General features: G+C 38.8%; 12 protein-coding genes and 2 pseudogenes. 9 read left to right on the top strand and 5 right to left on the bottom strand.

Annotated features, from left to right (window positions below):
• Positions 1–342: 342 nt before the first annotated feature.
• The 3 genes from VZF35_RS07215 to VZF35_RS07205 all read right to left on the bottom strand — a co-directional run bounded on the left by VZF35_RS07215 (position 343) and on the right by VZF35_RS07205 (position 3029).
• Positions 343–1272, bottom strand: a complete 930-nt coding sequence (locus VZF35_RS07215) for a DUF2935 domain-containing protein (RefSeq protein WP_407312314.1) — start codon at positions 1270–1272, stop codon at positions 343–345.
• Between the two features lie 192 nt (positions 1273–1464).
• Positions 1465–2349: a hypothetical protein gene (locus VZF35_RS07210; protein WP_407312312.1), complete on the bottom strand. Its 885-nt coding sequence runs from the start codon at positions 2347–2349 to the stop codon at positions 1465–1467.
• 137 nt (positions 2350–2486) lie between these two features.
• A complete protein-coding gene (locus tag VZF35_RS07205) occupies positions 2487–3029 on the bottom strand; it encodes a CBO0543 family protein (RefSeq protein WP_407312310.1) in 543 nt (180 codons plus the stop codon).
• A gap of 416 nt (positions 3030–3445) precedes the next feature.
• Between VZF35_RS07205 and VZF35_RS07200 the strand changes: the two are divergent.
• The 5 genes and pseudogenes from VZF35_RS07200 to VZF35_RS07180 form a co-directional block, all read left to right on the top strand.
• Positions 3446–4027: pseudogene (locus VZF35_RS07200) on the top strand (transposase); the annotation flags it as partial.
• A 680-nt stretch (positions 4028–4707) separates the two neighbouring features.
• On the top strand, positions 4708–5367 hold the full coding sequence (locus VZF35_RS07195; protein ID WP_407312308.1) for a hypothetical protein: 660 nt from the start codon (positions 4708–4710) through the stop codon (positions 5365–5367).
• Between the two features lie 126 nt (positions 5368–5493).
• A complete protein-coding gene (locus VZF35_RS07190) occupies positions 5494–5880 on the top strand; it encodes a hypothetical protein (RefSeq protein WP_407312306.1) in 387 nt (128 codons plus the stop codon).
• A complete protein-coding gene (locus VZF35_RS07185) occupies positions 5877–6491 on the top strand; it encodes a hypothetical protein (RefSeq protein WP_407312304.1) in 615 nt (204 codons plus the stop codon). The genes VZF35_RS07190 and VZF35_RS07185 overlap by 4 nt, the downstream gene beginning before the upstream one ends.
• 1118 nt (positions 6492–7609) lie before the next feature.
• Entirely contained in the window at positions 7610–7993 is a 384-nt protein-coding gene (locus VZF35_RS07180) for a hypothetical protein (protein WP_407312302.1), read from the top strand.
• Between the two features lie 101 nt (positions 7994–8094).
• Here VZF35_RS07180 and VZF35_RS07175 read toward each other — a convergent pair.
• Positions 8095–9245, bottom strand: a pseudogene (locus VZF35_RS07175) (IS3 family transposase).
• A gap of 306 nt (positions 9246–9551) precedes the next feature.
• Between VZF35_RS07175 and VZF35_RS07170 the strand changes: the two are divergent.
• Genes VZF35_RS07170 through VZF35_RS07160 form a run of 3 tightly spaced genes read left to right on the top strand, consistent with a single transcriptional unit; the run spans position 9552 to position 12487 of the window.
• Positions 9552–9935, top strand: a complete 384-nt coding sequence (locus VZF35_RS07170) for a GntR family transcriptional regulator (RefSeq protein ID WP_407312300.1) — start codon at positions 9552–9554, stop codon at positions 9933–9935.
• Entirely contained in the window at positions 9928–10791 is an 864-nt protein-coding gene (locus VZF35_RS07165) for an ABC transporter ATP-binding protein (RefSeq protein WP_407312298.1), read from the top strand. Before VZF35_RS07170 ends, VZF35_RS07165 begins: the two co-directional genes overlap by 8 nt.
• Positions 10784–12487, top strand: coding sequence for an acyltransferase family protein (locus VZF35_RS07160; protein ID WP_407312296.1), 1704 nt, complete (start codon positions 10784–10786; stop codon positions 12485–12487). Before VZF35_RS07165 ends, VZF35_RS07160 begins: the two co-directional genes overlap by 8 nt.
• 228 nt (positions 12488–12715) lie before the next feature.
• Here the strand turns inward: VZF35_RS07160 and VZF35_RS07155 are convergent, their stop codons facing one another.
• Complete coding sequence (locus VZF35_RS07155) at positions 12716–13273, bottom strand: flavin reductase family protein (protein WP_407312294.1); 558 nt, start codon at positions 13271–13273, stop codon at positions 12716–12718.
• Positions 13274–13540: 267 nt separating this feature from the next.
• Here VZF35_RS07155 and VZF35_RS07150 point away from each other — a divergent pair, with 267 nt between their 5' ends.
• On the top strand, positions 13541–13726 hold the full coding sequence (locus VZF35_RS07150) for a GAF domain-containing protein (RefSeq protein ID WP_407314513.1): 186 nt from the start codon (positions 13541–13543) through the stop codon (positions 13724–13726).
• The last annotated feature ends 231 nt before the right edge of the window (positions 13727–13957 follow it).

The raw sequence follows: 13957 nt of genomic DNA, 5'->3' as shown, positions 1-13957 counted from the left end.
AACCCATATTGATTTAGGGTGGAAGGGACATATATTTTTTCGTAGATGTACCCATGAACGCAGCACGTTGAGACGGTCGTAAGTTTGAAAACAGACACAGATTAGAAAGTCGCTTGTGGTGCTGGTTTCGGAAATAGGGCTTGAATTGTATAAAAGTTTACATAGGACTACCCTTGAGAGTGTTATTGATTTAGAAAACAGAGGGGAGTGAAGTTTCACCAGATCGTCGATTTGACCGTAATTAGTCATCCTTTGATTGAAAAACACGCTATTAATGCGGTTAAAGGTTCGAAAATATTCAAGTTAGAGCGTTTGCTGTCTAGGATAAGTTAAAGCAGAGAATTACCGTAACCGCCCACTGAAGGTATTGAGGATTCTTAAATAATGATTTGCTTCCCGGAGTGCGTGATCAGTTAATAAAGGCAGGCCCATGACTTTTATTTTACATCGAAGTGAGTCTCCGGTGGCTGCGTATTTAAAATCCCGAAAATTAGCCGTAGCCATTATGGCTTTGTTAGTCAGCTGCGGCAATATAGTCGTTTGTTCTGTCATGGTTGTGGCTTGCTTAGTAAGTTCATCGAACACTTTACCAAACCGGTTGGCAGTTTCAAAAAGGATATCTTCTGTAGGGTCTACCAAACTCCGAATAAGTTTAGCATGCTCTGCCATAGACTGATTCCAGAATATTTCTTGTTCAATGATATCCCTTACAATATTAATAGCCTGGCGATTTTGTAACTGATAAAGCAACTTTAAGTAAAAACTTGCTTCCTTCAGAATATGGTCGATCATCAATGGGTGGTTAAAGGTAAAAACCTTACAGCTTAACATATCTTGAAGAAGTTTAGATTTATAGTCCACTATGACAGACGTAGCTTTTATAGCCTTTTGGTTGAGGTAAGAGACTTGATCGACTAACATTGGGCTTATAATGGGGCTTATATTCTGACTTAAGGAGATTTCTATACTAGTAATTTCCTGATCGATCCGGATGCCGGTATGGTATTCTGTGGTTCGCTCAGCATCACAAGTGAATTTAGTGACTAATTCTTCTGAAGTGAGAATTTCAGGACTAATAACCCCATCAGAAAGGTTTATTATCTCTGTGAGCAACTTAGTAAATTCACACTTGAGGTAATCGGCCTGTTGGGCTAGGGATTGGTAATGAGGACTGAAGGTGGCTTCCATGAAAATAGCATGTTCTTTCATGATCCGCACATAGAACAGGTTTAGTTCTAGGGACCGCCGAATGAACTCCTCATTAGACAACATATGAAATACCCCCTCTGCATCAAGTCTATAGTAATAAACTATGCAAAAGTCTATAAAATTGGAAATAACCATTTTGGTAGATTGTTCCTAATCAAATAGGGGACGATTTTTGATATATCTTTTGCCGAAGTAATAATAAAATCATTGGGTATGTCTGTGGGATAGATAATCATGTACTATACGAAAAGAGCTTTAGTTTTTACCATCGCCCGTTGGTTTATTATTTGAAAATAATAGGTAGTCAAAGACGGCAATCAGAAAATAGCAACCAATTAAATCTAAAGATGTAACTATAAAAAATAACCCTTTGTGAATATAAATAAAACCAGCTCTATATGCCAGATATTGAGCAAGAAATAAATAGGAAAGAGCTATCGTTTTTAATACCCAGTGCAACTTCGATTTATATAATGGTATTAAATAGTTAAATATAATAAATTGGTACAAAAATCCGGTTGACGTATTATTTTTGTTCATATCTGTAAAAAATACATTGCTCTTATAGATTTGGATACCTAATAAACGTTGACCCAGAAAAATAGTGAATGTACTAAAAGAAGCAACGCTAAAGTAAAGTGTAATATAATTGATAAATTTACTCGTATACTTCTTAGCTATCTTATACCATTTTTTGGCTATCCGTGAAAAAAGAATAAAACCGAAGAAGGTATAATAAGACTTATACCAAAAATGTTCATATATGCCTAACTTTAAAAAAATTACTTCAATAAAATAGTATATCAATCCAAAAGCACCATACCAAATGAATGAAAGATTCTTACTGGCAAGCAATAATGCCGTTGTAGAGACTGATATTTGTGAAAAATAGTTCCCAAAAATTATGTCCAGGTAGGTATCGCGGAATATTTTCGGATAATAACTATAGGCATTTAAACGGAGTACTAGACCAGCCTCAAATATGAATGAAAGGCCTATTATGGAAAAAAGAAAAGCTAAATCAAATTTAAAATTATTAGATTTCTTTAATATTATTACGTTAGTTATGATGCTGGTCAGAAATAACAATATGAACCATATCGTATTAGTCCAAAAAGTCGTCCAAAACGTTGGATTCATTGAGGGCCTCCTAGAAAGTTATTAGACAGGAACAAATCTCAAGTATTTACCCTCCAACCCGAATAATGGACATGATATTCAGGATCTTGTTGGATAAAACCACTTCCAGTATTGGCCGAGAGTCTAGCCTTTAACATTTATTTAAATATGGTAAATGGAAAATGAAACAGATATATCATCAGAGAAGCAAAAAAAATTGATGGAATCCAAACCCAAAGTGGTTTTTTAAAATGTAGTAGAAGGAGTCCGTTCGTAATATAATTAAACCCAAAAGACCAATAGAGATTCCAACCATTATGGTAAGAAATGGACCCTAATTTAAATGAAAGCCATTCGGCAAAGGTATATATAGATGAACCAAATAGGAAGAAGAGGGTATAGGCTATTCCTTTCCATTTGATTTTTATTTTAATTTTATTTACTTTCGCGTAGATTTGAAAAAAAACTAAACATGAACACGGGAAAACAATAAAGGCAATAAGACATTCTATAAAATCGCTGCTAAAAACTGGCGATTCATATTTCCAAAGAGGTTTGTCATTTGACAAAATAATATAACATAAGTCACCAATTATAAAATATAATATTGTTGGGTAATATAATTTCCAATTTCGCCAATCTCCCCATTTCCAAGCAATAAGTATTGATATGAGTGATAGTATTAAATGAAAATCAAGCATTATTGCAAAACTCCAAATTCTTTAGTTATTTATAGTCTTAATCTTTATTCTACTGTTAATTTCGGACTACTTGAGAAAACCACAATGTTGCCTTTCTTTCACGATGGCTACAAAAACATATAGTGATTTTTTACCATACTTTGATAAAATATGTAAAAGGGAACACGATAAAATTACCAGATTGTTTCTTTGCAAGTTAGTGTAGTCAAACTTATTTAAATGGTTACTCCTTGTGGTATTCGCCCACCGGTTGCGTCTTGCTAAGCTCAAGGAGGGAATATACGGAAAAATTAGGTAATAATTATCTTAAACGCCATGTGACGGGAAACTGTCATGCGCGATTTGGAACGGAGGAAAAGGCAGAGAAAATATCAAAGCCTTACCTATCGTTATTGTTTAGGGGAAAACCGGTTATAGCGTTCATAGACACAAAAATTAAATTTCATATTGACGGGATCGACCATATGCAAGCAAGCTTAAAGGGACTTGAAGCACAGATTAAAACAATGATTGGGTCTAAGGAGTTCCCCGCTAAAGCACGACGAAATATTGAGCTCCTTGACGAAATACCCGGGATTGGCTTTTTGACAGCCGCTACGCTTATCGCTGAGATCGGGGACTTCAGTCTTTTCAACTCCCCTAAAGCTCTCACGGCCTTCTTTGGTCTTGATCCTTCGGTCAATCAGTCTGGTAAATTCAATGGGGACCGAAACAAGATCTCTAAACGTGGCACACGAATTGGGAGAAGGATTCTTTTTACAATCGCTATGGCTTCCATTAGAACCACTCGGAATGGCAAGGAGATCAACCCTGTTCTAAAAGAGTTCTACACGTCAAAATGCGTCAGCAAGAAGAAAAAGGCGGCTCTTGTAGCAGTCATGCACAAACTTCTCCACTATATCTTTGCCGTTCTTCGTGATCAAAAGCCCTTTGAGATTAGAAAACCTGATGATCATCAAACTTGGAGAACAACAAAGCCTCAACCAGCTGCTGCTTAAAGAAATAAGTTGACAGATGTTCGGATCAGTGTCAAGGGTGATGCGAGGAATACCGGAGGGCGTTAGACCGAGGATATGCTCGTCATTATCCCATTGACACGTGCACAACACCCAAACGCTTGAAGACTGCAAAGTCTCTTTTACTCCAGAGAGTTACCCGGATTAAAAGAGACTTTGCTTGGCCAGCGCCGAGCGTCCCGTTTCCTCTAGGTTATGTCTTCCACTAATTAACGTTTAGGTCATTGTTCGGATTTTTCAATGGCTTAGTTTGCAATACCCAATGTTCGGAATCGAATAACAAAGGAATTAATCAAACAAACCCTTGACTTTTATTAGCTGGTCTTTTTGTAGATAGTCCATACTATGTTGAAAATAGTAAGGACCATTGAACAAGTATATTATGAATAGGCTGTGTTAAACTCCAGTATTGATTTTTTTGGTAGTAATGAAGTACACCTACTGGGGATATTTGTGAAGGGAGATCTTAAAAAGGGGGATAGAAAATATTATTGCTTATACTATTTGATATGTCATAATTGTGTTAATAACGAAATTATGGTTTTAGATTATATCGGCATCAACTTAATTTTAAATATCACAATTTCAGAGTAGTATGAAACATTAGTAAGTAAGAAGAATCTTGTTAATTTATTGAGTATGTTGAAAGGTGGAAAACAATTTTGAAAAAATCAATTCCTATTGTAACATTCATTACAATGGCATGTCTTTTATCTACGATATTCTATTCGACACATATAGTTAAAGGTGATACTATTCTGCCAGACAAAAATGAGATTCAAATACAGAAACACATGAAGAAAATTGATGAATTAACTAAGACGCTGGCCAAAAATGAACAAGCATCTACAGTTAACGATTATTTAGCAACACTAAATGCTAAAGATTTACTTGAAACAGCTGCTGAATATAGTAGTTACGTCAACAGTGAACAGGATAGGAATGATTATCTGAGTATTATTGCGCCACATTTAGCAAGAGCATGGCAACAAGGTGTTCCATATGGAGATGTATCAAATATCATAAAAGATAAAACCTATGATAACATTTTCAGAATGTTTACCGTTGATATTGCAACTACGTTAAATCAAAATAAAGGTCAGAGTGATGCAGAATTAATAAATTCTATTTATACTATTGCACTGGATAACAACGAAAATACTGAACTAAGACGACATGTACTCCTTGATCTTACTGAACCCGGTGCTTATAAATCACCCGATGACATGAATGGAAAATCAAAGTTAGAGGAGATATTTAAAGAGCCTAATTTAGCCCCAGAGGTAAAGAGCGCTGTTATTACTGCGATGAGACGAACATAGGATCCAAAATTCGAAGAAACAGTTACCCCTATTCTTAATGATCTAAAATCTTATCCCTCAATAATTATAAGGCATGCTGTTGTAGAATCTGCAACAGCGGGATATTCTACACCATATATTAAACAAATGACTGATTTAGTTGCATCTACAAATGATAAAGAAGTATATGGGAGCACTATTTTAGCCTTAGGAATTAATGGGGGAATTGAAGCAATTAAATCTATTGTTTCAAATTATGGAAGATTCGATAATCAAGATATATGTAATTATTCACTTGAAAGAAATCATAAAACAGTAATGGGACTGTTAAATTTAAACCAATCATCCGATAAGATTCAACTGGGAATTTCTGTAGCTAAACTTACTAAGGTAGATTCTTACATTACTCCTTTAGAGCAAATTCACGAGAATATCAAAGACCCTATCTTATTAACTGAGGCAGATCAGGTGTTAAAGGCATTGAATAGTGATTCGATACCGAGTAATCCAAAATCTGAGGAGGCTTCTAAATGAAGAAATCCATGAGTAAATTATTAATATTATTAATAACTTTATTAATGTGTTTTAATGCACTACCTGTTTTTGCAGCAAATGGAAGTAATGGAGACGCTGTATACCGTGATGGCGTATATCTGATTTATGATCATGCAGCAATATTAAAATATGGTTCTGACGGAAGCAACATGGTTATTGAAACTGTAGGCAATGGACCTGTTACTTATGATAACTGGACAACTTTTCTGGGTGGTCATAATTATTTGGGAGCATTTTATAATCCTAGTTATCAACCTGCAAGCTCTATTCTTGCCACTGCTGCTTCTTTAGAAGCTGTCCCAGGGTTGCAATATAGCTGGCAAGGCCAGATGTATGTTGATTCAACTGCAGGATCTTTAATTACCCCGGAACATATTACTACACTTCGGTGTGACGGATTAGTGGAGTACTGTTATGAGTACAATAATTCTAGAATTTGGGGCTGTGCTTCGGCTGCAGATTCAAATTGGGATATTTCTTTAAAAAGTAATGTTTCTGTTCACCAGAGCCTTGGTACTAACGGCTATTATTATATAAGCCCAAACGTTCAATGTTCGCAAACTTCTTACACTAAATTAATTAAAAGATGATATAACAACAAATAGGAAATGGAATGTAAATGTATACTCATATCGTTAATTTATTACTAGTTTGAATCACTAGGAACTAGGATTAATGTTCCTAGTGATTTATTTGGTTTGTTTCATTCTTCCGAAAAAAATTCAATTTCGGAATTTATAAGTTGAAAGACGGTATATCTATGGAAAATGAGCTTAATATTCCTTATATGTAAAAATGCGTGCGTACCACATTTCGTGGAGCGATGTCGTTCGGTTCCAGCTTGCAGTCGATCTTCTCAGTTTATTTGAGCGTTCAATGGATGTTCGGTGTTTGTAAAATTACTTTCCACTTTCTTTTCGCGCGGAATTGGTAAACAGTCGAAAGTTAACCTTAGAGTGGGTGTGAAAATGTACGACACCATTGTCTTAAGAACAAGGGGTTTTACGGAGATTTTTTGTCCCGCAGGATATTGCACTTATCCAATTACCTCGGAGTTGTAGATTATCGTGGTCATTAGAAGAAGTCGTAGAAAGCTCCTACAACAGGAATGCCCCCGGGTCGAAACTGCTGGGGTGAACAAGGTAGGGAATTCATTTCTTTAATCGACTCGGTAACGCAGACTTGCGATGCGTCTAATAGAGAGAAGGTTAGAGTATAGAAGCTGGATCACGAGGCCACGAACATTTTACATCATAACTATCCTAAAGCATAAGTGTAAGGTAGGACTAATCAGTCGTCCAAAGTTTTACATTTAGATGCCAGTCATCGTTGACAATGAAGACGACCCTGCCAGAATAATACAGACTTTCACGATTGAGATCATAACCCAGAAACATTTCATGGGCAATCATTACTCGTTTCAATCAAAATACCCAGAATCTCTTTAGTAAAGGAATCAAATCCCTTTCGTTGCGATTATTGGGGTGTTTTGAAGAAGTCAAGTGTTTATTTTAGAGGTTTTTAAATAATTGTTGTTTATGAAGTCCAGTTAATCTTGATGAAAAATAAAAATCCTCCAATAAAAGGTATAAGGAATGCCACAAGGCAGGTTCAAGGAACTCTTGTTCGACAGGCTCAGTGAATACTGAGACTATATTAAAATAAGGCGGTGAAAGAAATAAAATCTAAATATTTTAGTTTTATTTTTTTGAACATTTTTGAGTTGTTAATCTTATTGTTTTTATTTTTTATATACACATCTCCTTTCAAAAATTCTCCATGGTACGAGCCTGACCCTTTAGGGTTTATATTAATAATTCCATTATCTTTACTATTACTAGTAATAGGAGTAGTTGCAATATTTGCTTTATCTGATTTCTGTAAATCTCATTACATATTAAAAATAAATAAACTACTACCCTTTATTTCATTTGTTGGACTAGCTACACCCGTTTATTTCACACATGAAACCAATGCAGAGAAGACCTACAATATGGCGATTTATGGTACTATAGGCAGCTGTATATTATTTAGTGGAGTGGCTATTACAACAATCATAATCTCGATTAGTGACCCTGTCCCAGACCGTTAGACACCCAAAACATCAAGAAACCTTCTTGTGACGTAATTATGCTTATTTTTTCAGTCTTCTGTAAATTTTTGAAGTGTAATGGAGCGTAGCGGAATGGAACTTCAAAAATTTGCGGCGAGCTTCGTATACTCCTCCGGAGTTTTGTATCCGTTGCCGGCATGAAGCCTTTTTCTTCTGTAGTAAACCTCAATATACCAGAATATTTCGGATTTTGCCTGCTCTCGTGTCCTGAAGTACTGGTCGTTAAGTCATTCTTGTTTCAGTTTACCCCAAAAGCTTTCCATCGGCGCATTATCCCAGCAGTTTCCTTTCCGGCTCATTGAGCAGGTGAAGTGAGTTTCTTTTAATAGATTTTGGTATTCATGGCTGCAATATTGCGATCCTCTGTCTGAATGTATCAATACGTTTTTGGGGTTGCCACGCCTTCCTAAGGCTTGATTAAAGCATCTTATTACTAAATCTTTGGTCATTCTTTCATCCATGGCCCAGCCGGCAATTTCTTTTCCAAATAGATCCAGTATTCCCGCAACGTATAACCAGCCTTCATCTGTCGGCACATAGGTTATATCGCTTACCCATTTTTGATTGGGTTTTTCCGCAGTAAAATCTCTGTTTAGTATGTTTTCAGCAACCGGCAGGTTATGATTGGAATTGGTTGTCGCCTTATATTTCTTTACTACTTTTGACTTTAGTCCGTTCTCTTTCATGATTTTTGCTACAAGTTTTCGATTCACCGGCGTTTCGGGTTTGCTTAGGTTTTCTGCAATTTTTGACGAACCTGGGATTCTTTTATTTTCATAGAAATTGTTCTTTACTGCTTCGGTCAGTTCTTTCCTACGTATGCTTCTTTTGCTTTCTGGTCGTTTATCCCATGCATAATATGTGCTTCTTGGAACATGAAGTATTCTGCATAGCTTCGCTATTTTATAATTTACGGATTCAGCTTTGATAAACTTATATTTTTCTATTTCTGATTCTTGGCGAAGTAAGCTGCCGCTTTTTTTAATATTTCTATTTCTTCTTTAAGTTCTTTGTTTTCTTTTAGGAGTCGCTTCATTTCCTCATCTTCTGGTTTGATATGTCCGCTGCCGACAAAGGGCTTGCTGCTGTTCTGATGGTATCTCTCTACCCACCCGTAAATTGTGTTTGCATGAATCCCTACTTCTCGGGCTACTACCGCCACTGATTCTTTGTTTTCTACCACTCTTTTACAGATTTCCAGCTTATACGCTTGATCAAAGTTTTTGGCCAATTACAAACACCTCTTATTTTTATTGTACTTGGTGTTTAGGGTGTCTGTAAAATGGGGGATGGGTCATAGTAGTTTTGGAGCAAAAATCGGGCTGAAAAAATGCATTTTCGGCCCGATTTTTTTTACCCCCGTTTATAGATGACATCGGAGATATAGAGGGTAATAACCATCATTTCACAGAAACGTATAGAACCAAAAGTAATTGACATACTATAATGTGAGTGTTATTATGCAATATATACAGCGAATACACTAAGGACAATAAACCAATAAAAATACTTTCGGCGTGATGAGGGTGATTTTGTATTGCGGGTTATTATTAGAAATACATCAGGAAAACCTATATATGAGCAGATTAAAGAACAAATTAAGGAAGCCATACTCAGCGATGAATTAAATGAAGGAGATATACTTCCTTCCATCCGGCAACTTGCCAGCGAATTAAAAATCAGTGTCGTTACGACAACCAGAGCTTATTCTGATTTGGAGCAGGAGGGTTTTATTGTCAACATCCAGGGCAAAGGCTGTTTTGTTTCTCCGAAAGACAATGAGCTGGTGCGCGAACAGCTGCTTCGTAAAATTGAAGATGGTTTTGCGGCTGCTATAAATGCCGCCAAGATTGCAAAATTGTCTCAAGAAGAATTGCTGCAGATATTCAAATCTATGTTGGAGGGAAATCCCAATGAATAATGCTCTTGAAATCCAAAAGCTATGTAAAAGCTATAAAGATTTTTCCCTGAATAATATCTCTTTTTCTTTGCCGATAGGTTATATCATGGGTTTTGTCGGTCAAAACGGCGCCGGGAAGACTACCACAATCCGCCTGATCCTTAATATGATTAACCGGGAAAGCGGTGAAATAAAACTATTCGGCCTGGATAATGTGCAGGACGAGCAGAAAATCAAGCAGGACGTTGCGGTGGTTTTTGATGATACCTATTTTGTCGACAGCTGGAAAGTCCGGGAAGTGGAAAAAGCCGTTAAACCTTTTTACAGTAACTGGAGCAGTAAGTTATTCAATCAATATATAAGCAGCTTTCATCTGCCTCCGGACAAGAAGGTGAAAGATTTATCCCGTGGGATGAAAATGAAGCTGATGCTCGCCGTTGCCATGTCCCATGAGGCAAAGCTGCTGATCCTTGACGAGCCGACGAGTGGGCTTGATCCCGTTGCCCGGGAGGAACTGCTCGAAATATTGAGCAAGTATATCACCGACGGGCAGAAAAGCATTCTTTTTTCAACCCATATCACCTCGGATCTGGAAAAAATCGCCGATTATATTACGCTGATTGATCACGGGAGTATTTTTTATTCCGGATCCAAAGATGATCTGCTGGAAAGCTTTTGCATCGTCAGGGGCGGCCCCCATGACCTGACGGATTCACTAAAGGAAAAAATCATTGGGCTCACTATAAATATCGCCGGTTTTGCCGGACTGCTGCCGACCTCCGAGGCAAACCATCTGGCTCCGGAAATCGTGACAGAAACGCCTTCTATAGACGAGATCTTAATCTCAATCAGCAAAGGAGGCAGTAACAATGATTAATAATATTCTCAAATCGGTAAAGCTCGATCACGAAATAATGAAGTCGCATTATTTGATGTTCATGATTGACCTTATCGGGGTTTTCTTCGCTGTGATGACAAAAATACCCATGTATGGCGCCCTGATTATCATGGTCGTTTCGACGCCCATTGCCGGTCAGTACTTTTCCGCCTATGAAAAGAACAACCTCGAAAAATTGTATGGAGTATTGCCGCTCAGGAAATCCGAAGTCGTCATCGGCAGATACCTATTTGCCTTGTGCATCGTCGTCATAAACGGTATCATTGCGGCGGCGGTGGCCTATATCGTTTCAACTTTGACCAATAAGGGAGTAAACAGCCTTGAATTCCTGACCTATTTGTCCTGCGGCTTCCTTTATGCCTGTCTGATGGTTGCGGTGATATTTCCGCTGTATTTTAAATTTTCGTTCTCCAAAGTATATATCTTTTCCAACTTGCCGTTCTATTTGATTTTCGTCATCCTCTTCCTTCTTACCCGAAAAACGAACGTTCTGCAGCAGACGGGCCTGACGTCCCATTATCTCGCTTCCCACTTCGGTATGATAGCGGCGATCGGGTTTGGCCTGGGACTTACACTGCTGGCTCTTTCATGCCTTTTGTCCAGCGCTCTTATTGAGGGGAACCGGGCGGCACACCTTCCGGCGCAAGAACCCGGGAAACGCCTGTACTTCGCCGACAACCTGCGCACCTGGATGGTGATTCTCGTGGTGCTGCAGCACCTGGCCGAGATTTTCAGCATGTATTTGTTCCTGATGCTGAACCAGGCGTATTTCATGGGTCTGCTTTTCCTGCTTTCGGGGTATTTCACGCCCGGGTCGTTCGAACGCAGAGGACCCGGGACCTTCTTAAAGGACAGGCTGCTGCGGCTCGGCCTCCCCACACTCATTTATGTATTCATACTCAACCCAATTGCTAGAATTGGCACGCATGGTCTTGCGGGCAATACAGCGGCCAGCCTGTTTGCCCTGGGGCCGATGTGGTTCGCTGTGATGCTGCTCGTTTTCGATCTGGGCTACCTCGCCTGGCGGACGGTTGGGAAGAACAGGCCGGAGAGCCCGGTACTGGAGAACCGCATGCTGCTTACGTTCCCCAGAGTTGCTCTCTTCACGCTTGCGCTGGCGGCCGCCAGTTACCTGCTTCGGATCGCCGTACCGTACGGCATACCCGTGCTCGGATTCCCGTCGCTTGGATATCTGGCCCAATACCTGAGCTTTTTCCTTATAGGAATGCTTGCCTATAAACGGGACTGGCTCCGCACAGTCTCCGGTTCGCTCGGAAAGATAGGCTTCGTTTTGGCCGTGCTCGCGACGGTCATACTGTTCCCCACGGCGATGATTATCGGCTCCGGCAGCAAGTGGATAGGCTACGGGAGTTGGGCGTCGGCCGTCTTCGCGCTGTGGGACTCGATCTTCGCCGTGGGAATCAGCCTCGCGCTGGTCACATTCTTCCGCCGCTTCCTCGACGGCGGGCAGAAGATCGGCAGGTTCCTCTCCCGGCATTCATTCACGGTATATGTCATCCACGCTCCCATCCTTGTTTTCCTGGCGCTGGTTCTGCACAGCTTACAGATGCAGCAATTGCTGAAATTCTGCCTGGCGGCGATCGTGTATTTACCGCTCTCCTTCGCTGTAGCCTGGCTTGTAAGGAAGATACCGTATGCGCAGAAAATATTATGAGGAGGTTTTAAAATGTATTTATCAATTCAAAAATTGCATCATGTAATTGGCAATAAAAGCGTCAGGAAACGCTTTTGAGCATTAGATAATAATTTCAAATTAACAACATTAAAGACCTGCAATTTAGCAGGCCTTTAATGTTGCCGTTAAGAAACTCTATTCGTCCCTTTAACAGGTCTAGGCGTTGGCGGCTAGGAGTTATACTATTCATCGTTTTATAAAGGTTTTTTATTTATTCTCCGATAGCTTTACCCCTGTTCTAAAAAGATTCCCTACGGCCTCATTTAAGCTATAATAGCTAGCCCCCATCATAATAATGGGATTCAGTTTTAGCGGGTCTGGCTTGCCATCAGTGGTGCAGTCCTCATTAACATATACGGCAACAATCTCCCCTAAAAACATTTCAAAATCGAATAAAGGAATAACCTGAATAACTTTGCAGAGGAAATTCATGGAGCATTCTTTGATCATAGGTGCTCTTCCTAATTCGTCATAGAAGGGAGTAAATAAGCCTGACTTATCGACTGTTTTCCCTGACACAATTCCACAATAATCTGTCGGTTCAACTATGGAAATCGGAGGAATGTTCACGCTAAAGTACCCGTTTTCCTTGACCCCTGGCGTTGTATAATGGGTGCTTTTTAATGAAACATAAAGCACTGGCTTCATACTTACCACTCCACATGCTCCCACAGTGACATAATTGGGCTTTCCATTAACATCTGCTCCAATAATCATCGTTGGAAAAGGACCAAAGGGTTGATTTTGAATTTTAATCTTTTTCATGGTAATCCTCCTATTCATTTAGTGAATATGAATATATTTTTTGTTTAAACTTTTCTGCTGTAGAAGGTGAGGCAGTATAAATCATTAATTTCAAATCAGGATAGTTTGATAACTGCCTTCATCGTATCCTACTACTCTCAATCGTAGGATAACCACAATATGGTTGAACTATCTTTACCTTGATATATTAGTAATATAGCAAAAAAGAGTTAAAAAATAAAATTATTTGAATTGGAGTGAATTAATTCATGAAGATATTTGTAACACATAGCTTGTGATGGAGCTTCCGCCTCAGAAATCGTCATACCAATAAGCAAGGATGATACATTGATTGGCGTCCTGGATATCGACAGCCCCGTCAAAGCCAGATTCAACGAAGAGGACCGGCGGGGCCTGCAGGGCTTTGTAGACATTTTATCCGCCAATATCCATTGGGAGGACTTGCTTCGTTAACCATGTACAGGCATAGTCCATACAGCGTTTAAAGGTTAAACTTTGTCTCTTATAAAAATTGCATGACAGTGGAAAGTCCAGTAATGCTCGCTTGTCAAATCCAAAATTCAAAGGCAGGGGCAGGCTCTTTTTTATTAAATTTCTTTGCTTCCACATATATCTTTCAAGTTTATGTTAAAGTAAGGAGAAGAAATAGTCGGGTGAAGGGAGCTTTAGCGAAGTGAGCTTTAA

This window comes from Desulfosporosinus paludis, assembly GCF_045689965.1.
GTDB classification, from domain to species: Bacteria; Bacillota; Desulfitobacteriia; order Desulfitobacteriales; family Desulfitobacteriaceae; genus Desulfosporosinus; species Desulfosporosinus paludis.
Note: the sequence above shows the minus strand (reverse complement) of the source record. Positions and strands in the feature narration are given on the sequence as shown.